This window comes from Synechococcus sp. UW69 (genome assembly GCF_900474185.1).
In the GTDB taxonomy this organism is placed as follows: domain Bacteria; phylum Cyanobacteriota; class Cyanobacteriia; order PCC-6307; family Cyanobiaceae; genus Parasynechococcus.
Genome location: NZ_UCNW01000008.1, coordinates 281,543 through 305,848 on the forward strand (window position 1 = coordinate 281,543; position 24,306 = coordinate 305,848).

Consider the following 24,306-nt stretch of genomic DNA (forward strand, 5'->3'; position numbering starts at 1 on the left):
ATGACGACCTCTATTTCCCCCCTCCTTCGCGGCAAAGGGCTACCCGAGTTTCAGGCCATTTCGCCAGAGCTGGTCAGCCAAGACATTCCTGTTCTCCTCGAACAGCTCGATCGAGCCTTCAGTGAGCTTGAGAAATCTCTGGAATCAGCCTTAGCGGGCCCGTCCCGACTCTCCTGGGACGCGGTCATGCAGCCGCTTCAGGCCATCGGCGAACGGCTGCGGTGGAGCTGGGGTGTGGTGTCTCACCTCAATGGCGTCTGCAATTCTCCCGAGCTACGCGATGCCCATGCCACCCAGCAGCCCGATGTTGTGCGTCTCAGCAACCGCCTGGGGCAAAGCCAGATTCTTCATCGGGCCCTGGAATCACTGCAAAGCAGTCCTGCCGATCCGCTGAACGCAACCCAACAGAGGATTCTGAAATCAGAGTTGCTGTCGATGCAGCAGCGCGGGGTTGGCCTCAGTGGCGATGAGAAAGCAGCTTTCAACCGCACCAGTGAGCGTCTGGCCGCACTCTCCACCCAGTTCGGAAACCACGTCCTCGATGCCACGCAGCAGTGGACCCTGAAGCTCACCCAACCCAACGAGGTGGAAGGCCTGCCGCAAAGGGCTTTGGAAGCGCTGGCCGCAGCAGCGCGTGAGGCAGGGGACGCTGAGGCTTCCGCTGAATCCGGCCCCTGGCTGCTCGGGCTGGACATGCCCCGCTACCTGCCGTTCCTGACCCATGCCAAAAACCGTGCCCTGCGAGAACAGGCCTATCGCGCTCACGTGGGTCGAGCAAGCGAGGGAGAACTCGATAACCGTGCGTTGATTGAAGAAATCCTGACCCTGAGGAGAGAACAAGCCGCTCGCCTGGGCTATGCCCACTGGGCTGATCTCAGCCTCAGCGCCAAAATGGCCGATGACGTGCCGGCGGTCGAAGCACTCCTGGAAGAACTCCGCGCTGCGGCCTATCCAGCAGCGGAGCAGGAACTGCGGGATCTCCAAGCCATCGCCAGGGAACACCAAGCCCCGGAAGCCGATGACTTGGCCCCCTGGGATGTCGCGTACTGGTCAGAGCGACTGCGCCAATCCCGTTTCGACTTAGATCAAGAAGCTCTGCGCCCCTGGTTCCCGCTGCCGAAGGTTCTCGACGGTCTGTTCAGCCTCTGCTCACGGCTGTTTGACGTGGAGATTGTCGCCGCCGATGGCGAGGCACCGATCTGGAACGACGATGTTCGCTTCTTCCGGGTGAAACGCTCGGATGGCACACCGATCGCTGGCTTCTACCTGGACCCCTACAGCCGGCCGGCGAGCAAACGCGGTGGGGCCTGGATGGATGAATGCCTCGGCCTGAAGAAGCAACCGGATGGATCGGTGGTGCTGCCGGTGGCCTATCTGATCTGCAACCAGACTCCACCTGTCGGAGACACCCCCAGCCTGATGAGCTTCGAGGAGGTGGAGACCCTCTTCCATGAATTCGGCCATGGTCTCCAGCACATGCTCACCACCGTTGAAGAACCGGAAGCCGCCGGCATCAGCAACGTGGAATGGGATGCCGTTGAACTCCCCAGCCAGTTCATGGAGAACTGGTGCCTCGATCACGCCACATTGATGGGCATGGCGCGCCACTGGCAGACCGGTGAACCTCTGCCTGAGGCTGAATTCAACAAGCTACGTAGCAGTCGCACCTTCAATGCGGGACTGGCCACCCTCCGGCAGGTTCACTTCGCCCTCAGTGACCTTCGCCTCCACAGCAAGTGGACTCCGGAGCTCGGCGTTACGCCCGACGCGCTGCGCCGTGAGATCGCCGCGACCACCACAGTGATGGCTCCGATCCCAGAGGATCAATTCCTCTGTTCCTTCGGCCATATTTTTGCGGGCGGTTATTCAGCCGGGTACTACTCCTACAAATGGGCTGAAGTGCTGAGTGCGGATGCCTTCTCAGCATTTGAGGAGGTGGGTCTGGATCATGAGGATCGGGTTCGTGAAACCGGAGCTCGCTTCCGCGACACCGTGCTCAGCCTGGGTGGTAGCCGCTCCCCTTCGGAAGTCTTCGAAGCATTCCGCGGCCGCTCTGCAAGCACCGAGGCGCTGATTCGCCATTCCGGCCTGGTTGCCGCGGCCTGAACTCAGTCGCGCAACGTGCTGCAAAGCCGTCGAAGGGCGGCGGGATGGCTAATCAACTGCTGATGGGTCCAAACGGGGAGGCCCTCGCGACGACCCATCGGCAGAACGGCCCTCCAGCCTGGACACACCATCAGATCCCAGCGGCAAAAGAAGCTGCAGCACTCGATACCAGCCAGGGCCTTGGGCTGTCCATTCAGTTGCCGTAACAGGCGACTGCCCACTTTCATGTCTGCAGCGCCGGCCAGTAGCGGGCGGGGCACCAGCTGGGCGGCAAGGGTGCCCTGCTGTGGACTGCCCACGCTGAAGAAGCGCCTGGTGCGCTGCACCCCCCCCAGCTCCTGCAACCAGATCCTCCCGATCACTCCCCCCATCGAGAACCCCAGAAGATCAACTTCGGTGTCTGAACCGAAGCGCTCCTGAATGTGCTGATCCAAGCGAGACGCCAACTGACGTAAGGGGACCCACCCCAGACCATGGGGAAGGTGCGGCGCAAGCAACGGTCGATCCGGCTGGTCAAGCTCCTGAATCAGGCGGTGAAAGAGGCGGGGCGTGTCCCAGAGACCATGCACCAACACGAGGGGAGTGGTCACAGCGCCGACGTCCCCCCGTGACGCGAGCGTTCCACGAACACCCGACCGTTGAACCCTGGAACCGGTGCAGCACATTTGGTCAGTCGCAGCCAGACCGGGATGGGCCCGTACAGCGTTTCCAGACGATCCAGTACCTGCTCGCTGAAGTGCTCGATCGTGAGGCAATGAACCTGCTGGGACAGAGCTTGCAGGGCCTGAATCGCCACGCTGTAGTCAAGGCTCCGGCTCAGGTCGTCAGCTCCGGCGGCGGCAGTCAGATCGAGCTGAACACTGAAATCAAGGCTGAACCACTGGCCATCCCGGCGTTCGTGCTCCAACACCCCGACATGGGCCCACAAGCGGAGCTCCCGCACCCCGATGCAATCCATCAGAGGGGCCGGTCGATGTGGGTGAAGGCACGGCTGCCGTTGGCGTAGTCGGCAGCGATGTGGCCCTCGCCGCGCAACCGGTAGCGGTACGTCACCAGCCCCTCCAGACCGACCGGTCCCCGGGGCGGCAGGGTCTGGGTGCTAATTCCCACCTCAGCGCCGAATCCGTAGCGGAAACCATCGGCAAACCGGCTCGAGCAGTTGTGATAAACCCCGGCGCTGTCCACCGCCGCAAGGAAGCGATCAGCAGCCTTGGAATCCTCGGTGAGGATCACTTCGGTGTGACGCGACCCGTAAGAGCGGATGTGGTCGGTAGCTGCCTCCAGATCATCCACCAGCTTCACTGCCAGGATCAGATCCAGATACTCCGTGCTCCAGTCCTCCTCCGTGGCCGCTTCAGCCACACCAAGGGCCATGCTCTCCGCATCGCCCCGCAGCTGAACCCCGGCAGCCGCGAATGCCGGCAGTGCTGCAGCCAGAAAAGGCTTGGCAATGGCCCGATGCACCAGCAACGTTTCGATGGCATTGCAGGCTGCGGGGTACTGGCTCTTGCTGTCCACCGCCACCCGAACGGCTTTATCGACGTCGGCAGCAGCATCCACGAAGAGATGGCAGACCCCATCGGCATGGCCGAGCACCGGGATGCGGGTGTTGTCCTGGATGAAGCGAACCAGTTCGTTGCTGCCCCTGGGGATGATCAGATCCACGAGGCCATCCAGACGCAACAACGCCAGGCTCTCCTGACGTGTGGTGAGCAGCGCGAGGGCATCGGCAGACACCGGACTTGCCGCCAGACCTGCCTGCAAGGCTTCCATCACGGCCTCGTTGGTGCAGCGCGCCTCACTGCCCCCCTTCAACAGGGCACCATTTCCCGAACGGATCGCCAGGGACGCGATCTGCATGACCGCATCAGGCCTGGCTTCAAAGATCACACCCACCACCCCAAGCGGGACGGAAACCCGTTCCAGGACCAATCCGTGATCCAGCTCCCTATGCAACTGGCGACAGCCCAGTGGATCGCTCAGGCTGGCCACCTTGCGGACGCCATCAATCGCTGCAGCCAACTTGGTTTCATCCAGCTTCAGCCTGGCCATCAGGGCCGGTGCCAGCCCCTCGGTTGCAGACCGTTCAAGGTCTTGACGATTGGCAGCCAGGATGCTGCCGGCACGCTCGGTCAGGGCATCCGCCATCGCCTGGAGCGCCAGCGCCCGTTGGCCGTCATCGGTCTGCCCCAGATCAACAGCAGCACGGCGGACAGCCGCTGCACGCTGCAACAGCGCGGCGGAAGGCTCTGGAACGCTGGACATCAACGCAATCAATCTGGAGCCATCATCCCGTTCAGCCGCTGCAGGGCGAGCCGCGCAGCCCCAAGGCGTCCGGCGCCATTACCAAGGCAGGCGGCTTCGATGCGCAACCCCTCCCGCGACACGGCCTGAACCCGCGACTCCACTTCGCGTCGTACTGACGGGAGAAAGTGATGCGCTGCACCCGCCAGCCCACCACCCAGCAACACCAACTGAGGGGTAAAAACGTAAACCAAAGAGGCAACGCCACAGCCCAGACACTCGCCGTAACGATTCCAGACCTCAAGCGCAGCCGGATCACCGACATCGGCCTCTGCACTGAGCTGGCGGGGATCGCGATCGCAGAGCCGCCGCAGGCCCGTGATGCTCGCGAACTGCTCCAGGGAGCCACGGTTGCCGCTGTTGCAGGCCGGACCATCGGGCTGCAACCCGATCAGCCCCGGTTCCGCCGCAGCACCGTTGTGGCCCGTAAACAACTCCCCCTGCAGGAGCACCCCCCCACCCACACCGGTGCCGAGAGTGAGCAGCACCACATCCTCCACACCCTGGGCAGCACCGAGCCAGGCCTCACCCACCACAGCACAGTTGCCGTCATTAGCGAGGGTGACCCGGCGATTGAGCCGTGACTCCAACCAGTCCGCCAGCGGCACGTCCTCCCAACCGGGCAAGTTGATGCAAACCCGCGCCACCCGGGCTGCCGCATCCATCGGACCAGGAAGCCCGATTCCAACAGCCTCGGCCTGGTGCTCCGGGTCGATCTTTGCGATGGCCTCACAAAGGGCCATGGTCACGGCGCCAGGAACGGCGGGCTGCGGTGTGGGCCATTGCGCCTCCGCTAGCACCGTGCCATCGGAAGAGATCCGAGCCAGCTTGATCGCCGTGCCCCCAAGATCCACACCGATCACCTGTGCAACAGGCATGACTCAGAACCGGAAGAACACCTGCAACTGGCTCTGCCAGGTGCCGTTGGCATCCACAGCCCCAGACACGGTGGTGTTCGGCGTCAGCCGATAGGAGACGGTTGCCTGGGGAGGAACATCGGTCGTGTTCGGTGCAGCCAAAACGGAGAGGTCGAACTTGTCGGTCAAATCCACTCCGAACTCGGTCACCAGTGTGAATGTCGGCGGGACCCGGCCTGAGGTGCGCTCTTTCTCCGACTTGACATCGGGGGTGACGTAGGTCGGGAAAATTGCCACCTGAAGCCTTTGCCCCATGGCATCGGTCAAGGTGCCCAGCACAGGAGAGAGCAACGACTGGCCCACAACTGTGGCCAGAGCGGCACCACTGCTTCCGCCCAAAGCCGACAGGGAATTACCGCCGATCAAGCCCAGCAGCTGCTGCTTGCTCATGGGTGGTGAGCTGCGTAAAACAAGGTTGTCGCTGCCAACCAGACGATTGGCCGGGCCAGTGGCCTGCACCGTGATCTTCACCAGCCGGAGCTGACCGCCTCCTGGGTAAGCACTGCCAGTGCCGTTGGCATCAAACAAGTTGGAGCTGGTGATCTGATCGCTGCTGCCCACGCTGACGGTGTCGGACACCCTGGATTTCATCGCGATATCGACATAGGGAACGAGCCCTAAGGAGGGTGTGAACACAGCAACATTCGCTGCCTGCGGATCCAAAGTGAACGTCGGGGAAAACGGTGGTATCGAGATCCGGCCGGAATTGAGCCGGATCACACCTCGCGCCTCCAAGGAGGGATCCAGGGGGCCGTTCAATGTCACCGCCCCTCCCCCTTTGAAATTGAGGAATGGTGGATTCAGCACCTGTAGATCAGGGCCGAGAGCAAGGCGTAAATTCTCGAAGCGAATCGCTGGCAGATTCGGCATGAACCCTTTCTGCTGATCCGGGCCCTGGATGGGTGTGTTGGGTCCCATCAGAACCAGAGGTTCCTGGAAATCCCACTTCTCCTCCAAAAGTTCGCTCACAGATTGGGAATCGGGCTGCACCGCTGCCGTGGGTCCCTCCACACCAGTGGGAATCAAACCTTGAAGTCCACCCCGCCGCACCCGTCCGAAGAATCCTGACTGCGGCCGAAGCGTGCCTCGAGACAGGGTCAGATCTCCAGAGAGGACGGGTTGCACCAAGGCACCGGAGACCTGCAGTTCTCCATCGGCCTGGAACTGCACAATCGGCTGGCGAATCTGACCTTGGCTGAGTTGCAAGGTGAGGGGTGGAGCATCGCTCCGGGGAGCAAACAGGCCAAGCGTTCCTGAACCACTCAGCTTGCCGCCGCGGCCCACCTCGGCCTCAAGGCGTTGCACCAACACCCGATCGAAATCGAAGAGAACCGAGGCGTTGATCCGGCTCAGCGCCTGTTCACCGATGCTGAGGTCACCGTTGGTGACGACTAGGAAGCCATTGGCTTGGGGTTGCTTCAGGGGCCCGCGCAACAGAAGTCGCAGATCCGTGCCCCCTTGCTTGACCGTCAGCGAATCGCCCGCAAGAAGCGTCAATACGCCAAGGGCATCCCCATGGCTTTCGATCTTCAGGTTCAGATCGGCATCAGGGTCGAAGGGAACGACCCCCGAAACGATGATGGGTTCCTTACTGTCCCCCCCCCTCAGGGCGAGATCCAGGCGGATCAATTCACGGTCGACGATGACCGATCGCTGCTCCAACTGCAGGGGTTGGCCCGCCAGACTTGCGGACTCGAGCACCAAATCGGAGACCAGCAGGGGCGCATCTCCGCTGAGGTCATAAATGCCGCGGATGCCAACGCTGCCGCGCAGCTGCGGCGGAACAGGTGCCAGCAACGCCAGCAGCGATAACGGAACCTGCAGCAGAGAGAGGTCACCGGATCCTCCGAACAGCGGGCCACGCAATGTGGCGACCATGGGTTCGAGCTGGAGAGCCTTGGCCTGGTCGTCCCCTTCAATCCACAGATGGGCCTTGGCGATGAGATCGGCCTTGAGATGCTTTGGATCAGGACCCTGGATCGTTCCCGAAACATTGACCCGTCCTTCCAAGCGCTCCAGCTCTGGTCCTTTGCTGGGATGGGCAAGGGCATAAGCCTCGAGAGCCCGTCGCGATTGCGCCAACGCTCGTAACTGCCCATCGAGGGAACCGCCGAAAGTATTGATGAACAAAGTTCCGAGATCCTCGGCACGCCCAGCGGCCAGACCGGGATGGGTGTCGTTCCCTCTCAATTGACGGGAAATGAGCGTCAGCCAGGTGACATCAAGACCTTCCGCCTCGATCTGGCTATGCATCCGCCCACCTAGACCTCCACGGCCCTTCAGCCGGATGCTGCCAACCAGGGGAATAAGCGTTGCATCTGCCTGAAAACGTCCATCCGTCAGGGATCCCTCCAAATTGAGGCTCTCCATGGCGACTCCTGCCAAGGAGGGTTCAGCGATCGCTGCAGACCCACTGACCGCGAACGGGGCCATGGCCAGGCTCCCCTCACCCGTCAGCTGGCCAGCCAGCGCTTTGGGCTGGTTGACCGGCGCAACGATGAATCGAAGACCATCGATGTTGAGGTCCGCTGCACTCCATCGGTAGCGGCGTTGCCCACCTCTGGGCGCCAAACCGTCCAGGCGCAACTGCCCCTCACCACGGTCCAGACGCACGGCCTGAGGCCAACCATCTGCAGCGAGCTCGGCCACGAGCGAGCCGGGCACTGAGGGCTGCTGGGCCGCCATCTCAAGGCGAACGCCACGGCCGAGCACACCACTGAGGCGCCCTTGCCAACGCTCGGGAACCTGCAAGGCCCCGAAGCGGGGTTGGTCCAGCATCAGCCTGATATCTGGCTGCAGGGCTGACAGTGCACCGTTCAGTCGCCCCCGCGCCGCCACCCGGCCGTTCAAAGGCGTGCCGACCAAGGGGCTGAAGCGGCTCATTTCCAGAGGTTTGAGTTCAAAGCCGCTCTGCAGTTCACCGGCTTGAAACCGCCCCTGCTCCAGTTGCAGAGGCAGGCGCGCTTCCGCCCGCAGCATCGGGCTGGTGAAGCGATCCAGCACCAGAGCCGAATCACCCGTGGACCATCGGGTCTGGAACGACCAGCGCTCCAGAAGAGGATTCACCGCCTGGCCAAGCTTCAGGGTCAGATCCGGTGAGGCCAAAGCACCACTGACGTCAACGGCTCCAAGGATCGGAGCGGTTTGACCCAACCCTGCCTGAAGCGACGGGACGGCAGACCAGAAGCGGGGATCAATCTGCAGCTCGGTGCTGCGCAGATCCAGGTTGGATCCAATCGTTCCAGCAAGCCCGAAGCGAAGTCCAGGGGCGCTGAGCCGGAGCCGGTCCACCAAAACAGCCGGTTGCTGAGGTTGAAGCCAAGGGGTGCGCCACTGACCATCCAACGTCAGAGCCGTGTTGAGGCCCATGGTCTCCGGCAGCTGGAGCTGACCATCGGCGCTCCACCGGGGCTCCTCCCAGGGGCCCTGAATCCGGAGCTTCAAGCGATCCTTGCTCGCGGGGCTGACATCTGAGCTGCGAACTTCAGCGCGAAGATCAAAGCGTTTGTTCAAAGCCACGGAGCCTGAGGCCAGAGCCTCAAACGATCCGAAACGCAGTGTTGCGGGCTCCAACTTCAGTTGATCACCCTTGCAACCAATGCTGAGGCGACGGCTCTGGACTGACGCAAGTTTGAGACGGTTCAGCCTGACTCCACCCCGGCAGTTCAAGGCGCCACCGGTCCAGCTGATCTGGATATCGCCCTGCAGTTGTCCTGAGGCAGCCAAATCCCCCGCGGGGGCCATGACCGTCCCGAACGGTTGCAGGTTGAGCCGATCCAGCCGACTGCGCAGCCTGAAGCTGGGGCGATCCCAGTGCCCTTGACCATCCAGGCGCAACGAGCCTTTGGAGTCGACCCAGCGCAGTGAAGATTCGGTGCTGAAAAATGCCTCCCCCAGCAGAACCGAGCCCTGGCTGCGGAGTTCAAGGGTCTGCCGCTGAGGGCCGAAACGCAGCCACGCGGGATCAGCCAACTTGTACTGAAGCCCAAGCCTCGGCAGGTCGCCTTCGCCGCTTGCAGGACCAAAGGTCCAGTAACGACCTGCCTCATTGGCCTCTAACTGGCCGCGCAGCTTGTGCAGGGTGATCTGAAGAACCGGCTGCAACCGCCGAAGACTGGCTAGGGGCGCAAGGCTGACCTCAAGTCCCGCCAGGCTCAGTTCAGAACGATCCACCTCTGACGGCAGGATCCGACTGGGGCCAATAGCCATCCCCCAGGGGCGTAATCCCTGGTAGGTGCCGAGTTTCAGCGGATGACCAAGAGGAGCCGAAAGAGCTCGCTCCAAGGTGGGACGGAAGCGGTCAACGGTGTGCTCCGCAACACGATCAAGGGCGATGAAACCCGCTGTTCCAGCACCGATCAGAACGAAACTGCCCGCTGCGAGCAAGGCTCTGCGCCGCGTTTTCCCCATCAGACGCGACGGACATCCCGGAATCTCGCGCAATATAAGGAGACTGTTTTCAGTCCACCAGACCCCATGTCCTTCGATCAGCTGTTGCTCACTGCCGCTCCCTGGCTGGGCTGGTCCGGTCTTGGGCTGGGATTGCTGACAGCTGTTGGTTTCCTCGCCCGTTGGGGCATCCGTTTTCGCCTGGTCGGCGTCAGCAGCTTCACGTTGTTGCTGGCGGTCAGCTGCTGGGCATTCGGCGTGAGCTATACCCCCCCCGTAGTGGTGGAGGGCGCTGTACGGGCACCGATCGTGTTCGACAACGGCAACGACCTGGTCGTGGCACAGGTGCCTACCGACCTGGCGCCCTCAACAGTCCAGGCCACCCTGGAGCAACTGGAAGGGAACCTGCGTGGCTCCGGCCGCAGCAGCAGCACTGTGCTGGTGCGGTTGCGGGGAATCCAGACAGAAGGCGACGGCCAGGGCCGCCCCGTCATCCTTGGCGAGGTCAGCAAGACCTTTCGTTGATGCCGAACTTCAACGACACAATTCAGGAGCTTCCCCAGTCGTTTCGCAGGGAAAAACAGGAGCTTGATCAAGCCGGCATCAACCACTGGTCGTCCATCCGTGACCTCACGGATCTGGAGTTGAGCCAACTGGCCCGCAGCGGTCAGGCATCGGCCCGCAATCTCAAACGGCTACGGGGCATGGCGCACTTGGTCTGCGGGTTGGATCTTCCCCCCCAGGACGCGGCACTGCTAATGCATGCCGGCATTGCCACGCCGGCCGCTTTAGCGGCGTGCAGCCCCGAGCGCCTCGTACGCCAGACCGGCAGGCTGGAGCGCAGCCTCGGGACCAAAAGGCCAGCCGTCGTGGATCTGAAGGTGGCCGGCGACTGGATCCGACGCGCCAAACAACTTGCGAACTGACCCCAACAGCCCTGACTTGATGTCAAATCCTGCGTAAGAAGAATTTATGAGGTTGTCCCCCCTGCGCACAGCTCTGTTTGCTTTGGCTCTGATCGGATCTCCCGCACTTGTGGGTGCTGCTGATTCAGATTTGCTCAACAGCGTCAAACGCAATCCTGAAAAAGCCAAGGCGATGTGTCGTTCATTCCGGGACATGAACGACAACGGCCAGTCGGCCTACTCCAAGAAAGCCACCCGCGAGGTCGCCACAAGTCAGAACCTGAACTTTCAGGATGCGGAAATCCTGGTGACCTACGTCGTGGGGATGCATTGCCCCGATGTCCGCTGAGACCAATGGAGTTCACTGCCGCCATGCGGCGCTGACGCTTCCTGATGGCGTCGTGCTGCAGTCGAGGCTGTGGCACCCCAGCCGGGGCGGACCCTGGCCTGCCTTGCTGATGCGGCAACCCTATGGAAGCCGCATCGCCTCAACGGTCACCTACGCCCATCCAACATGGTGGGCCTCCCATGGATTCCTGGTCGTCGTTCAAGACGTGCGAGGTCAAGGGGAATCGGAAGGCAGCTTCGGGGGGTTTGGTCAGGAAGCGGCCGACACCACCGCCACCCACGCCTGGGTTCGCCAACTGCCGGAATGCAATGGCCGCCTTGGGGCCTACGGGTTTTCGTATCAGGGATTAACCCAGCTCACCGCAGCTGAATCCACGCCGCCACCGGATTGCACAACACCGGCGATGACCGGACTGGACGAACGTCGCCACTGGAGTTGTGAAGGAGGCGCCCACTGGTGGCACCTAGGACTCGGCTGGGGGCTCCAGCTCGCCGCTCTTCAGGCACAGCGACGCGGAGATGCAACGGCCTGGCTGGAAATCCGCAGAAGCCTGGAAGACAACCGTTACCTGCGGGACGGGCCTGCACTGCTGCAACGCCATGACCCTGATGGCATGGCTTGGAGATGGTTGCAAAGCGACCCGGCCCAGGAGCAGCAATGGACGGTTCATCACCCCCCCGTGAGCTGGCTCCAACGCCCGATGCTGTTAATCGGCGGATGGTGGGACCCACATCTGGCAGGCCTTCTCGACCTCTGGTGTCGCAGCCAAGCCGCTGGAGGCCAGCCATCACTCCATATCGGACCGGCCTCCCACCTGCAGTGGTGGCCGGAAACCCAGCAGCTCTTGCTGCAGTTCTTCCAAGAGCACTTACAGGATCGACCACCACTGGAGCCGGCGCCAACCAGCCAGCTCTGGAACATCACGGACCATCACTGGGACGCCATCCCCGCACCAGACGCGCTCGAAGCGATCTCATGGGGACTGCGAAGCCAGGGACTGGCCTGCATCGATCCACACGACGGTGCGCTCGTGACGGATGGAGAGGGAGAGGGCGGCGTCAGCATCGTTCATGACCCCTGGCGACCGGTTCCAGCTATTGGTGGACACCTCGGAACAAGCCCGGGCCCCGTGGACCGCTTTGCGGTTGATCAACGCAGCGACGTCGCAACATTCACCTCTGCACCTTTGGGGGCTGAACTTCTGCTGTCGGGTCAGCCGTTGCTGCTGCTGAACACCCAAGCAGACCAGCCAGGCTTTGATCTCTGCATCAGCCTGTCGCGCCTGCCTGCTGACGCCAACACAGTTGAGCAACTGAGTACGGGCGTCCTGCGAGTTCGAGGGGAAGGGGCGCTGACATCAGCCATCCGCAACGTGACACTTCAACCCCTTCAGGCCGCACTGGCTCAGGGAGATCGCTTGCGGATCTCAATCGCAGCAGCAGCGTGGCCTGCCATTGGCGTCAACCCTGGGCACGACGGCGTGCCCTGCGGAGCACCAAGCCCGGAGCATCGTGTGGTGACGCTGACACTCGAGCTTGCTGACTCCACCCTGCAGCTGAACCCCTTTGCCTCCGGCAGACTGAAGCTCGACTGATGTTTGTGCTTTGAAGCTCTCTGCTGCCCTGCTGGCCATCGCTCTGTCAGCCCCGATCGGGTTGATCAGTCCCGCAGCAGCGGAGGAGCTAACCAGGACTGAACTCACACCAGCCCAGGCAACAGCGGCCGCCGAAGTCCTGCTGGAGGCTCTGAAGGAACGCCAAGGGAACGTGATGCATGGCGCCCTAGCCGCTCCAGTCCAGACCAGTGTTGATGTCAAGACCGTCCAGGCTCGCCTTGACCAACGCGTAGCCATCGAAGCGAGCCGCATTGTCAGCGTGATTCCCGGCTACAACACGACCACAATTGACGCTGTCGTGACCACCGCATCCGGGGACGAAGGGATGCTGATGGTGCTGGACGAGGACGGCAAGCTACTCGCCTGGAAGTGGACCGATCAGATCCAACCCATCGAAACAACAGCGCTGGAATTCACCCGGGACCTTGCGGCAGGCCGTTGGATTGCCGCAAGGTCCAAGATGTCCTTGCAACTTCAGGAAGAGCTGGCTCCTGGAGACCTGGAACGCAAGTGGACCAAGCTCAGCCGAGTCGCTGGTGGTTTCCGCAAGGTCAAGGACGCCGTAATCGCCCACCAGGGGGGGGATCAGCAACTCGTCCTCGTGGCTGTTGCCTTCGGCAAGGCCACATCCAACTTGTTTGTGATCTTCGACGAACGTGGTCGGATCATCAACGTCGACATTTCCAGGGACTTCGTCTGAAGATCAGCGGATTTGTTTCGTAAATCAGGCTTAACATCGCGCCCAATTCTTAGGTCTCCCATGGGTGTCGCCGCAGTCCTCGACTGGATGGTGCAGGACGGCGAACGGTTGGCGAATTGTCGCCATGACCACCCGTTCGCGGTGCTCGGTCCCCAGCCCTCGGATCAGGGTTGGACCGTGCGGATGTGGATGCCAGAGGCCCAAAGCGTGACCCTGCTGGTGGCTGGCGAACAAATCGCCATGACCACGCCGAACCACCCCTGGGTGTTTGAGGCAGAGATCGGCAAGGACCCTGGCCTGGACTACCGGGTCCGAGTCGAACGAGGCGGCATCGTTCACGAACAGCACGATCCCTGGGCCTTCCGTGGTGAATGGATGGGCGAAATGGATCGCCACCTGTTTGCTGAGGGCAACCATCACCACATCTGGCAAAAGATGGGTGCCCACCTCACCGAGCGAGAAGGCATCACGGGTGTGATGTTCTGCCTTTGGGCTCCCAACGCTCTGAGCGTCTCAGTCATCGGAGATCTGAACTCCTGGGACGGACGCCACCACCCCATGCAACAGCGTCTCGGGGGCATCTGGGAATTGTTCATTCCCGGACTCAATGAAGGGCATCTCTACAAATACGAAATCCGCACCCAGGACGGCCACTGCTACCAAAAGGCTGATCCCTACGGTTTCCAGCACGAAGTCCGCCCGGACAACAGCTCCGTGGTGGCCCGCCTGAACGGATACAGCTGGGACGACCAGGAGTGGATGCAGAAGCGGGACAGCAGCAACGCGCTGGATCAACCCATCTCGGTGTATGAAATGCACCTGGGCAGCTGGATCCACGCCTCAGCGGAGGCGCCGTGGATTCAACCTGACGGGACCCCCCGCAAACCGGTCCCTGCGGCGGACATGAAGCCCGGTGCTCGCCTCCTCACCTATGCCGAGCTCGCCGATCGCCTGATCCCCTACGTCAAGGAGAGGGGATTCACCCACATCGAGGTGATGCCGATCACCGAGCACCCCTTCGATGGGTCGTGGGGCTATCAGGTGACGGGTTGGTACGCCCCCACCAGCCGCTACGGAACGCCTGATGAATTCCGGGCCTTCGTAGATCGCTGCCACGCCGAAGGGATCGGGGTGATCATCGATTGGGTTCCTGGCCATTTCCCGAAGGATGCCCATGGCCTTGCTTTCTTCGATGGTGCACACCTTTACGAACACAGCGATCCACGGATCGGGGAGCACAAGGAATGGGGCACCCTGATCTTCAACTACAGCCGCAATGAGGTTCGCAATTTCCTTGTTGCAAATCTGATCTTCTGGTTCGAGCAATTCCACATCGATGGCATTCGTGTGGATGCGGTGGCCTCGATGCTGTATCGCGACTACCTGCGTCCCGATGGGGAATGGCTCCCGAATGAGAACGGCGGGCGGGAAAACACCGAGGCGGTCCGCTTCCTCCAACAAGCCAACCACGTGCTGTTCCAGCACTACCCCGGAGCCCTCTCCATTGCGGAGGAATCAACAACCTGGCCGATGGTGACGCAGCCAACGGACATCGGAGGGCTCGGATTCAACCTCAAATGGAACATGGGTTGGATGCACGACATGCTCGATTACTTCGAGCTGGACCCGTGGTTCCGCCAGTTCCATCAGAACAACATCACCTTCTCGATCTGGTACACCTACACCGAGAACTTCATGTTGGCGCTGAGCCACGATGAAGTGGTGCACGGCAAAAGCCATCTCCTGCACAAAATGCCAGGAGATGACTGGCAGAAGTACGCCAACACAAGGGCTTTGCTGGCCTACATGTGGACGCACCCCGGCAAGAAGACGATCTTTATGGGGATGGAATTCGGCCAGCGGGCCGAATGGAACGTTTGGGGGGATCTGGAGTGGGATCTGCTCAACTACGAACCCCACAAAGGCATCCAGCGACTGGTGGATGACCTCAACGTTCTCTACAAGGCGGAACCGGCCCTGTGGCGTGACGACTTCGACCAGTTCGGCTTCCAGTGGATCGACTGCAATGACAACCGCCACTCCGTCATCAGCTTCATGCGTCGGGAGAGCAGCAGCGGCACCTGGCTCGTGGTGGTGGCGAACTTCACTCCCCAAAGCCACTCCCAGTACCGCGTGGGCGTTCCACTCGCGGGCTTCTACGAGGAGATCTTCAACTCCGATGCGGCCAAATACGGCGGTAGCAACCTCGGCAACATGGGCGGCAAACCGACGGAAGAGTGGGGCATCCATGGCTACGAGAACTCCCTGGATCTCTGCCTGCCACCGCTGAGCCTGATGGTGTTCAAGCACGACCCGAAACGCAGCCTCAGCAGCAGCGAACCTGACAACATCCTGTGACGAAGGTGATGACTATCAGGGGGTGAAGCGCTAGTGGAGCCTTTGATTCAGGTAAGTTTTCGGCTGACCTGACCGGGCTTGATGAGCGACTCTTTACCCCTGCTCCTGCGTGCTGCGCGAGGTGAATCGGTGGAGCGTCCTCCGGTTTGGATGATGCGCCAAGCCGGGCGCTACATGAAGATCTACCGGGACCTGCGGGACAAGTACCCCAGCTTCCGTGAGCGGTCCGAAAACCCAGATCTCTCCTATGAGATCTCGATGCAGCCGTTTCGTGCCTTCAAACCCGACGGCGTGATCCTGTTCTCCGACATCCTCACGCCCCTGCCGGGGATGGGGATTGACTTCGACATCATCGAGAGCAAAGGTCCCCAGATTGGCGACCCCATCCGGAGCATGGCCCAGGTGGATGCCCTGCACCCGCTGAACCCAGCCGAGTCGATGCCCTTCGTGGGAGAAGTTCTGGGACGTCTCCGCGAAAGCGTCGGAAACGAGGCGGCTGTTCTTGGTTTCGTCGGTGCCCCCTGGACCCTCGCCGCCTACGTGGTGGAGGGCAAGAGCAGCAAGAACTACGCGGTGATCAAGGCCATGGCCTTCCGCGAGCCTGACATGCTTCACAAGCTGCTCGACCACTTCGCTGAGTCGATCGCCAATTACCTGCGCTACCAGATTGATTCCGGGGCTCAGGTGGTGCAGATGTTTGATTCCTGGGCTGGCCAGCTGAGCCCTGCTGATTACGACACCTTTGCTGCGCCTTATCAGAAAAAAGTGGTGGATCTGGTCAAGCAGACACACCCTGATACCCCCTTCATCCTCTACATCTCCGGTAGCGCCGGTGTGCTCGAGCGGATGGCCAACACCGGCGTCGACATCATTTCGCTGGATTGGACGGTGGACATGGCCGAAGCCCTGGCGCGGTTGCCGGAGCACATCGGTGTTCAGGGCAATGTGGACCCCGGCCTGCTGTTCGGCACCCCAGAGGCGATCGAGGCTCGCATCGATGACTGCGTCCGCAAGGCCCGCGGTCGCAAGCACATCCTCAACCTGGGCCATGGAATCCTGCCGGGAACTCCCGAGGAGAACGGTGAAGCCTTCTTCCGCTCCGGCAAGAGCGTGATGGACCGTCTCGGGGCTGCCGTTTGACCCGCATCCTGGTGACCGGCGCCAGCGGCTGCGTCGGTCAGTACGTCTCCCGCTGGCTGCTGGAGAATTCCGAGGCAGAGTTGCTTCTCTGGCTGAGGGACCCCGCCAAGCTCAATGCTGTTCCTGCAGACCACCCACGCATCCGCCTTCTGGTGGGGGATCTTCGGGACACAGACCGGTTTGCCCATGAGCTGGCAACCATCAACCGGGTGATCCACACCGCCACAGCCTGGGGTGATCCCGAGCGGGCCGAACAGGTGAATGTGGTGGCCGTGAAGCGGATGCTTGAGCTTCTGGATCCAGCCAAGCTGGAACAGGTCATCTATTTCTCAACGGCCAGCGTGCTCGACCGGCACCTACGTCCCCTGCCGGAAGCTCTGGCCTACGGCACGGAATACATCCAAACGAAGGCGCGCTGCCTCAGGGATCTTGAACAGCACCCCCTGGCCAGCAAAATCATCGCGGTGTTTCCCACCTTGGTGTTTGGCGGACGGGTCGATGGGACCAGCCCCTTCCCCACCAGCTATCTCACCGAAGGCTTGGCTGAAGCGAGCCGTTGGCTGTGGCTGGCCCGTTGGCTGCGGGTGGATGCGAGCTTCCACTTCATCCATGCGGAAGACATCGCACGCATCTGCGGCCTGTTGTCAACACATCCCCATGAGCCAAACCGTGAGCCCGGTCAAGGGGCGCTGCGCCGTGTGGTCATGGGTCAACCAGCCATCTCGGTGAACGACACCGTGGCTACTCTCTGCCGGTGGCGAGGTGTTGCTCGCACGCCAGGCATTCCGCTCTGGCCATGGCTGATTGAAACCCTGATCCGCGTTCTCCCTATTGAAGTGAACGCTTGGGACCGATTCAGCATTCGGCAGCGCCACTTCATTCACGACCCGGTGACGCAGCCGGAACGCTTCGGTGGCCGCAGCCATGCCCCGGACTTAGCAACAGTTCTTAGTGATTCCGGCCTACCCAATCGCGGAAGCCCGAGAGCTTCGCGTAAAATCTCTGGATCGACATAGCTCTTTCATGCGCTCCGTCATCCGCACCGTTGCAGCTGCTTGCTGCGCCTTCCTGATGCTGATTGGCCTCAACGTTGGCAGCGCTCAAGCCGCCACCGTTGAGGTGAAGCTCGGCACAGACGCCGGCATGCTCGCTTTCGAACCTGCCACCGTGAACATCAAGGCAGGCGACACCGTCAAGTTCGTCAACAACAAATTGGCACCTCACAACGCTGTCTTCGAAGGCAACGATGAGTACAGCCACTCTGATCTCGCCTTCAGCCCCGGCGAATCCTGGGAAGAAACCTTCGCTACCGCTGGCACCTTCGACTTCTACTGCGAGCCCCACCGTGGTGCTGGCATGGTCGGCAAGGTGATCGTCGAGTGATTCCAAAATTTCTCTAGAAATTAAGGTTTCATCCCAACTGAACTGACAACCCTGAGCTGTGTGTCAATCACAGCTCAGGGTTCTTTTTTTTGCCAGAAACGATGGATACCTTGGAGTATTGAACGGATTTTGATGGCACGCGCTGCAGGCCTGATCCTGACGCTCTTGATGATCGTCGGTTCGACTGATCTGCTGTCAGCCCCGGCGATGGCGATGGACACCTCAGCCTTTGAGCAAGGCGAGCAGATTTTCAACAGCAACTGCGCGGCCTGTCACATGGGAGGCGGCAATGTGATCAGCGCCAAACGCACGCTGAAGATCAGCGACTTGAGCAACCACGTTGAGGCCTACACGAGCGCCCCTTTGGAGGCTCTGGAGCATGAAATCGAGGATGGCCTCAATGCAATGCCCGGCTATGCCGACAAACTGAGTGAAGAGGAGATCATTGCGGTGGCCACCTACGTCGAACAACGGGCTGAATTGGGCTGGTAAGTGCGATGAGTCGTGAAGCTCTTCAAGATTTTCTGCGGGCGATCGAGCATCACCAGGGATTGCGACGCGATGCTGCGCGTTGCAGCGATGACATCGAATTGCTGGCCCTGGCCCAGCGCCATGGCTTCGACGTGATCCAGCGAGATCTCCGCGACGATGCTCAGGAATCAGCCATCACTCGCTGGTTTAAAACCAGCAGGATCCAACGCTCCTTTCAATCACCACCCTCTCAATCAAGACCGTCCTGATGGCCGTTGTCACCCTGCTCAGTGATTTCATTGATGGCACCAGCATGGCTCTGGCCGAAGACACCGATGCCGCCGATCTGAACGCCTTCATGACCGCCAATCAAGGCCGGCTCTGGGCAAGCGTGCAACAACGCCGAAGGCAGCGACGTCAAACCGTCGTGCGCCGCGGCCCTGGAACGGTGTACTTCGCAGCGAATGCCACCGGCGCAGCCACTGTGGAGCGCTACCTCAGCAGCGAAACAGGATCAGAAGAGGAAGCCGCCGCCATGCAGGCCATGCAGGCCGCAGGGGTGGAAATTGCACCCCATGTGGGGGCTGACCGCGAGCGCGATGCACTGCTCAACGGTCAATTGCGGGGGCTGACCGACCAAGCCAAGGCCGAGGGTTTCGGCTGAACCAACCGACCACGACCCAATGACGCTTCCCGACAACCCCCTGGGCCTAGAGAGTTTTGAGGAACTGGTCGACTGGACCGTCTCCTACCTCCACTTCAAACACGCACTTGAGGTCATTGCCTTCACCCCAGAGATCGCGACGGCCTACCTGAACAACTTCAGCGACTTCAAAAGTCGCTACGCCACGGAGATGAAAAAGCAGGACATCCTGGAAGCCCGTCTTCCCAAGGAGATGCGAGAGACGATTGAGGCCGAAAACGCTCACCGTGCATTGCTGAGGCAGCTCCTCAACGGTTGATCAAGCATCAACTCAGCGCACGTCCTGACTCGCCAGATCAGACCCTGAATGAGACTGAATCTCACGAAGCGGGATGGGCCTGTTTGGCAGCCTTCAGCACACCGAGGTAGAGGTCTTCGTCAATCTCGCGGATGTCGTACTCCGTCGGCTTCACCCCGTGATGGTGCTCATGGACGACCATCCAACAGCTGCGCTCCAACTCTCCGCCAGCTGTCGACGACAGCGCCAAACTCTTCTGGACGAGAGACTCCACCAGCTGTGGATCAGACATCGGCCCTTCTCAGTTCGGCGAACTCTAAAAACCCATTCCGGTTTGCCGCCCCGTGGTGAGAGCACCCAACCGAATTCTTCGGTTTGCCCCCTCGGGCCTCGCATCAATCGCCATACGGTGAACGGAGTTTGAAGCGCATCAGAGATGCAACCCACGGCGGAACAGTTCACTGAAAAAGCCTGGGCCGCCATCGTCGCCGCCCAGCAACTGGCGCAAACCAGCAAACATCAGCACCTTGAAACGGAGCATCTGCTGCTGGCTCTTCTGCAGCAGAACGGTCTGGCTGGCCGAATTCTGAGCAAAGCAGGTGTCGACGTCGCCAATTTCCAAGCGTCGGTCGAGACCCATCTCAAGCAGCAACCCAGCCTTGGATCTCCACCGGAATCAGTCTTTCTGGGACGTTCCCTGAACAGCTGCCTGGATCGAGCAGAAACAGCCCGTGATGGATTCAGCGACAGCTACATCGCTATCGAACATCTGTTGCTGGCCTTGGCAGACGATGAGCGCTGCGGAAGGCAACTGCTCAGCCAAGCGGGCGTTGATACCACCAAACTCAAAGAAGCCATTACTGCTGTGCGAGGCAACCAGACGGTGACCGATCAGAACCCAGAGGGGACCTATGAATCCCTCGAAAAGTATGGGAGGGACCTGACGGCAGCTGCCCGTGACGGCAAGCTAGACCCGGTGATCGGGCGGGACGAGGAGATCCGACGCACGATCCAGATCCTCAGCCGACGCACCAAGAACAACCCCGTGCTGATTGGCGAACCGGGGGTTGGCAAAACCGCAATTGTGGAGGGACTGGCACAGCGGATCGTCAACGGTGACGTACCGCAGGCCTTGCAGAATCGTCAGCTCATCGCCCTCGACATGGGGGCCCTGATCGCTGGAGCGAAATACCGAGGCGAGTTTGAGGAACGCCTCAAAGCTGTGCTCAAGGAGGTCACCTCCTCCGAAGGCCAGATCGTGCTGTTCATCGATGAAATCCACACGGTGGTGGGCGCAGGAGCCACCGGTGGAGCCATGGACGCCAGCAACCTGCTCAAACCGATGCTGGCCCGGGGAGAACTCCGCTGCATCGGTGCCACCACCCTTGATGAGCATCGACAGCACATCGAAAAGGACCCTGCCCTGGAGCGACGCTTCCAGCAAGTGTTGGTGGATCAACCCACGGTGGAAGACACGATTTCCATCCTGCGCGGTCTCAAAGAGCGCTATGAGGTGCACCACGGCGTCCGCATTGCCGACAGTGCCCTGGTGGCTGCTGCTGTCTTGAGCAGCCGCTACATCGCTGACCGCTTTTTGCCCGACAAAGCGATCGATCTGGTGGATGAATCCGCCGCGCGCCTGAAGATGGAGATCACCTCCAAACCTGAGGAGATCGATGAAATCGATCGCAAGATCCTGCAGCTGGAGATGGAAAAGCTCTCCCTCGGCCGTGAATCCGACAGTGCCAGCCAGGAACGGCTGCAACGGATCGAACGGGAACTGGCGGAACTGGGCGAACAGCAAAGTTCGCTGAATGCCCAGTGGCAGCAGGAGAAAGGCGCCATCGACGAGCTCTCTTCGCTTAAAGAAGAGATCGAACGGGTGCAGCTGCAGGTGGAACAAGCCAAGCGCAGCTACGACCTCAACAAAGCGGCGGAACTGGAATACGGCACCCTGGCCTCGCTGCAGAAGCAGTTGCTCGAGCAGGAAGCCCAGATCGCCTCGGAGGAGCCTGGTGAGAAAGGCTTGCTGCGGGAGGAGGTGAGTGAAGACGACATTGCCGAGGTGATCGCCAAGTGGACCGGGATCCCCGTGGCGCGGCTGGTGCAGAGCGAAATGGAGAAGCTGCTGCAGCTGGAGGATGACCTGCATCAGCGGGTGATCGGCCAGAACCAGGCCGTCACCGCGGTGGCGGATGCGATCCAACGATCCAGGGCAGGCCTGAGCGACCCGAACCGCCCCATCGCCAGCTTCCTCTTTCTCGGCCCCACCGGTGTTGGCAAGACCGAACTCTCCAAAGCACTCGCCAACCGGCTGTTCGACAGCGATGACGCGATGGTGCGCATCGACATGTCGGAGTACATGGAGAAGCACACCGTCAGTCGTTTGATCGGTGCTCCCCCAGGCTATGTGGGTTATGAAGCAGGGGGCCAGCTCACCGAAGCGGTGCGTCGTCGGCCCTACGCCGTGATCCTGTTCGACGAGGTGGAGAAAGCCCACCCCGATGTCTTCAACGTGATGCTGCAAATCCTCGATGACGGCCGCGTCACCGATGGGCAAGGCCGCACCGTGGACTTCACCAACACGGTGCTGATTCTCACCAGCAACATCGGCAGCCAATCGATCCTTGAGCTGGCCGCTGATCCCGAGCAGCATGAAGCGATGGAAGCCAGGGTGAATGAAGCTCTCCGGGCCCATTTCCGGCCGGAATTTCTCAATCGTCTGGACGATCAGATCATCTTCCACAGCCTCAGGCGGGAGGAACTGCGCCAGATCGTCACCCTCCAGGTGGAACGCCTACGCAAGCGGCTGGCTGACCGCAAGCTGGAGCTCAGCCTGAGTGAAGGGGCCGCCGACTGGCTCGCCAGTGCCGGATATGACCCTGTCTACGGGGCACGACCGCTGAAACGGGCTGTTCAACGGGAACTTGAGACTCCCATAGCAAAAGCGATCTTGGCGGGGCGCTATCGCGAGGGAGAAGCCATCCATGTAGAGATGGAGTCAGAACAAATTCGCTTGCTTTGACAAAAGAAGCTAACGGTGTCTTTTAGGGCTTATTTACGGCTGGGCTTACCGTTATGTATGACCGTTTCACCTTCTGTTGAAGTGACGCGCACGGTTCCCCCGCTCATTTGGACACCTGTGTAAAAACCGTTGATTTTTTCTACGGAGCGTCCTGGAACACCAGGTTGTACGGGATCCCCGATCATCAGTTCCCCGCGAACATGATTGAGATGGTCGAAGTTCTGCGTGAAGGAAAAGGCAAATCCCTCAGGACAGATGTTGAAACGGTTGTGTCCTAATGGATCGCTCGGCATGCAGCCTGCAATAGCGTGTGGAGCATCGACAGCAGCTCCACAAACCATAAGAGCTCCCGACGTGAGTGTGATGGCTGCAGTCTTCAGGTAATGGTTCATCAGAAAGCATCCTTGAAGTCTTTGGGCTGCTCCACGCCAAATGTTGAGTTATTCAAGCCTGGCTGGAAGACATTGGGTGCATTGTTCTGCAGTTCTAGCACTGTTGACTGATCAGCTGCATCGGGTGTGCTTGTTGACTCAGGCTGAGGAGTCGATTGGGGTATACCTAGGTTGTTGGAATCTATTTTTTCATCAGCGGCGTTGTTGCTTAGAGATTGGCAGCTCAAGGAAATCTGATTAACAATGCCAGTGTTTTGAAGAGCCAAGCATTCATAATTTTCTGTTTTTTCTTCACTCTCTGGAATGCTTTGGCATTCAACGATGGGCCATGACGTAATTAAACAGCCGAGTTTTTGATCTTCCCCACTTCCTGCCTTCCAGCAGGCTCCTGTCGCATCATGGTTGCCAATGCAGTAAACCGTCTGCGTAGGATTGGCAGATGCTTCAGAGAAGCTGACAGCTGGGTTGAACAGCAGAAAAATAAGGAAACAAAGACCTCGCACCGTTAAGTTGTAATGTTTGATCTGGATTGATCTTGACGTGGATTAGTCGGTTGACAAGCGTGGAGTCTTGGCAATTCCGGCAGGTTTCGAATTGGTCGTTGACTTAGGGGAAGTTTTTCCATGAGCGTAGAGGGACCGCACCATGCCATTTTTTGTGATCATGGGCTCACCCTCTTCTATAACGCATTTTTTGAGGGCGGGGAATTTGACGGGGTCAACAACGATTCCGTCTTTTGCCAATGAGACACACGTCTTGATCAGAGAAAGTTGTGTTGATATCACCCGATCTTTTGCTATTTGACGCGCCATCGTTTTGCAATCTTCGATTGCGCTGGAGCCAAAGGGAATGGTCATTCCTACGGTTCCGTTAAACGATTTATTTCGGGATCCGTTGAAAGTGAACTCGTCAAAATTATCAGTATTTACTTTTCCCGCATTAGTGAGCATATAGAGCGATGGCGTTCTGCAAATAATTCCAGGCCCATAGCCAAAATCATTGTTAAACGCTGTGTTGGTTTGGTAGTTAATATTGGTTCCCCCCGTGGTGACTGAGGAGGCTGCGGGGGCTGCTGTGTTGCTTACGGTTGTATTGTTATTGGTCGCTTCTGCGTTGGCATGCTGGTTAAAAGCGCACAAAAAATTAATCGCAATCAACAATAAGGCGTGCAAAGTGAAGATATGGTTTCGCCTGTGAAGCTTGTAAGACACTGCACAATTGTATTTCCTGTGATTTTATGGCAGTGCTGACGTCCTTGCAACCAATTCCGCTTTGTGCTCATCTCGAGTGTTTCGGCGGTTATGAATGCAG

24 protein-coding genes are annotated in these 24,306 nt (G+C 60.1%); 15 read left to right on the plus strand and 9 right to left on the minus strand.

The features are described from left to right. On the plus strand, positions 1-2,106 hold the full coding sequence (locus tag DXY29_RS05230) for a M3 family metallopeptidase (protein WP_115023508.1): 2,106 nt from the start codon (positions 1-3) through the stop codon (positions 2,104-2,106). Positions 2,107-2,108: 2 nt separating this feature from the next. On the opposite strand, the gene DXY29_RS05235 is transcribed toward DXY29_RS05230, so the two are convergent. From DXY29_RS05235 to DXY29_RS05255, 5 genes are read right to left on the minus strand one after another with little or no spacing between them, the layout of a single operon-like run. Beyond that, positions 2,109-2,696 carry a triacylglycerol lipase gene (locus tag DXY29_RS05235; RefSeq protein WP_115023509.1) on the minus strand — a complete coding sequence of 196 codons (588 nt, stop codon included), beginning with the start codon at positions 2,694-2,696 and terminating at the stop codon, positions 2,109-2,111. Next, positions 2,693-3,064: a dihydroneopterin aldolase gene (locus DXY29_RS05240; protein WP_115023510.1), complete on the minus strand. Its 372-nt coding sequence runs from the start codon at positions 3,062-3,064 to the stop codon at positions 2,693-2,695. Before DXY29_RS05240 ends, DXY29_RS05235 begins: the two co-directional genes overlap by 4 nt. Beyond that, complete coding sequence (locus DXY29_RS05245) at positions 3,064-4,371, minus strand: glutamate-5-semialdehyde dehydrogenase (protein WP_170952128.1); 1,308 nt, start codon at positions 4,369-4,371, stop codon at positions 3,064-3,066. Before DXY29_RS05245 ends, DXY29_RS05240 begins: the two co-directional genes overlap by 1 nt. Positions 4,372-4,379: 8 nt before the next feature. After that, complete coding sequence (locus DXY29_RS05250) at positions 4,380-5,288, minus strand: ROK family protein (protein WP_115023512.1); 909 nt, start codon at positions 5,286-5,288, stop codon at positions 4,380-4,382. 3 nt (positions 5,289-5,291) lie between these two features. Beyond that, complete coding sequence (locus tag DXY29_RS05255; protein ID WP_115024267.1) at positions 5,292-9,737, minus strand: translocation/assembly module TamB domain-containing protein; 4,446 nt, start codon at positions 9,735-9,737, stop codon at positions 5,292-5,294. A gap of 66 nt (positions 9,738-9,803) precedes the next feature. Between DXY29_RS05255 and DXY29_RS05260 the strand changes: the two genes are divergently transcribed. From DXY29_RS05260 to DXY29_RS05320, 13 genes are all read left to right on the plus strand, one after another. Next, positions 9,804-10,241, plus strand: a complete 438-nt coding sequence (locus DXY29_RS05260) for a DUF2518 family protein (protein WP_115023513.1) — start codon at positions 9,804-9,806, stop codon at positions 10,239-10,241. Further along, complete coding sequence (locus DXY29_RS05265; RefSeq protein WP_115023514.1) at positions 10,241-10,642, plus strand: DUF4332 domain-containing protein; 402 nt, start codon at positions 10,241-10,243, stop codon at positions 10,640-10,642. Before DXY29_RS05260 ends, DXY29_RS05265 begins: the two co-directional genes overlap by 1 nt. A 46-nt stretch (positions 10,643-10,688) precedes the next feature. After that, positions 10,689-10,970 carry a hypothetical protein gene (locus DXY29_RS05270; protein ID WP_244279318.1) on the plus strand — a complete coding sequence of 94 codons (282 nt, stop codon included), beginning with the start codon at positions 10,689-10,691 and terminating at the stop codon, positions 10,968-10,970. Further along, complete coding sequence (locus tag DXY29_RS05275) at positions 10,960-12,564, plus strand: CocE/NonD family hydrolase (protein ID WP_115023515.1); 1,605 nt, start codon at positions 10,960-10,962, stop codon at positions 12,562-12,564. Before DXY29_RS05270 ends, DXY29_RS05275 begins: the two co-directional genes overlap by 11 nt. 10 nt (positions 12,565-12,574) lie before the next feature. Further along, positions 12,575-13,285 (plus strand): DUF3887 domain-containing protein, encoded by a 711-nt coding sequence (locus DXY29_RS05280; RefSeq protein WP_115023516.1) that lies wholly within the window; start codon positions 12,575-12,577, stop codon positions 13,283-13,285. A gap of 60 nt (positions 13,286-13,345) precedes the next feature. Continuing rightward, positions 13,346-15,643 (plus strand): 1,4-alpha-glucan branching protein GlgB, encoded by a 2,298-nt coding sequence (gene glgB, locus DXY29_RS05285; protein ID WP_115023517.1) that lies wholly within the window; start codon positions 13,346-13,348, stop codon positions 15,641-15,643. 81 nt (positions 15,644-15,724) lie between these two features. Then, positions 15,725-16,783, plus strand: coding sequence for a uroporphyrinogen decarboxylase (gene hemE / locus DXY29_RS05290; protein WP_115023518.1), 1,059 nt, complete (start codon positions 15,725-15,727; stop codon positions 16,781-16,783). Continuing rightward, positions 16,780-17,799 carry an NAD(P)-dependent oxidoreductase gene (locus DXY29_RS05295; protein ID WP_115023519.1) on the plus strand — a complete coding sequence of 340 codons (1,020 nt, stop codon included), beginning with the start codon at positions 16,780-16,782 and terminating at the stop codon, positions 17,797-17,799. Before hemE ends, DXY29_RS05295 begins: the two co-directional genes overlap by 4 nt. A gap of 7 nt (positions 17,800-17,806) precedes the next feature. Then, entirely contained in the window at positions 17,807-18,166 is a 360-nt protein-coding gene (gene petE / locus DXY29_RS05300; protein ID WP_115023520.1) for a plastocyanin, read from the plus strand. Positions 18,167-18,298: 132 nt separating this feature from the next. Continuing rightward, a complete protein-coding gene (locus DXY29_RS05305) occupies positions 18,299-18,658 on the plus strand; it encodes a c-type cytochrome (RefSeq protein WP_115023521.1) in 360 nt (119 codons plus the stop codon). A 5-nt stretch (positions 18,659-18,663) separates the two neighbouring features. Then, positions 18,664-18,906 carry a Nif11-like leader peptide family natural product precursor gene (locus tag DXY29_RS05310; RefSeq protein ID WP_170952129.1) on the plus strand — a complete coding sequence of 81 codons (243 nt, stop codon included), beginning with the start codon at positions 18,664-18,666 and terminating at the stop codon, positions 18,904-18,906. Beyond that, positions 18,906-19,301: a hypothetical protein gene (locus tag DXY29_RS05315; protein WP_115023523.1), complete on the plus strand. Its 396-nt coding sequence runs from the start codon at positions 18,906-18,908 to the stop codon at positions 19,299-19,301. The genes DXY29_RS05310 and DXY29_RS05315 overlap by 1 nt, the downstream gene beginning before the upstream one ends. A gap of 19 nt (positions 19,302-19,320) precedes the next feature. After that, entirely contained in the window at positions 19,321-19,599 is a 279-nt protein-coding gene (locus tag DXY29_RS05320) for a hypothetical protein (RefSeq protein WP_115023524.1), read from the plus strand. A 61-nt stretch (positions 19,600-19,660) separates the two neighbouring features. Here DXY29_RS05320 and DXY29_RS05325 read toward each other — a convergent pair whose 3' ends face one another. Then, a complete protein-coding gene (locus DXY29_RS05325) occupies positions 19,661-19,870 on the minus strand; it encodes a hypothetical protein (protein ID WP_115023525.1) in 210 nt (69 codons plus the stop codon). A 144-nt stretch (positions 19,871-20,014) separates the two neighbouring features. On the opposite strand from DXY29_RS05325, the gene clpB reads away from it, so the two are divergent. Continuing rightward, a complete protein-coding gene (clpB, locus tag DXY29_RS05330; protein ID WP_115023526.1) occupies positions 20,015-22,603 on the plus strand; it encodes an ATP-dependent chaperone ClpB in 2,589 nt (862 codons plus the stop codon). 29 nt (positions 22,604-22,632) lie between these two features. Here clpB and DXY29_RS12990 read toward each other — a convergent pair whose 3' ends face one another. The 3 genes from DXY29_RS12990 to DXY29_RS05335 are packed head-to-tail and all read right to left on the minus strand — an operon-like array spanning position 22,633 to position 24,206. Further along, the gene (locus tag DXY29_RS12990; RefSeq protein ID WP_136987721.1) at positions 22,633-22,995 is read right to left on the minus strand and encodes a hypothetical protein; all 363 of its coding nucleotides are present in this window, start codon (positions 22,993-22,995) and stop codon (positions 22,633-22,635) included. Then, on the minus strand, positions 22,995-23,498 hold the full coding sequence (locus tag DXY29_RS12995; protein ID WP_136987722.1) for a hypothetical protein: 504 nt from the start codon (positions 23,496-23,498) through the stop codon (positions 22,995-22,997). The genes DXY29_RS12990 and DXY29_RS12995 overlap by 1 nt, the downstream gene beginning before the upstream one ends. Before the next feature lie 42 nt (positions 23,499-23,540). Continuing rightward, positions 23,541-24,206 (minus strand): hypothetical protein, encoded by a 666-nt coding sequence (locus DXY29_RS05335; RefSeq protein ID WP_115023527.1) that lies wholly within the window; start codon positions 24,204-24,206, stop codon positions 23,541-23,543. Positions 24,207-24,306 lie beyond the last annotated feature (100 nt).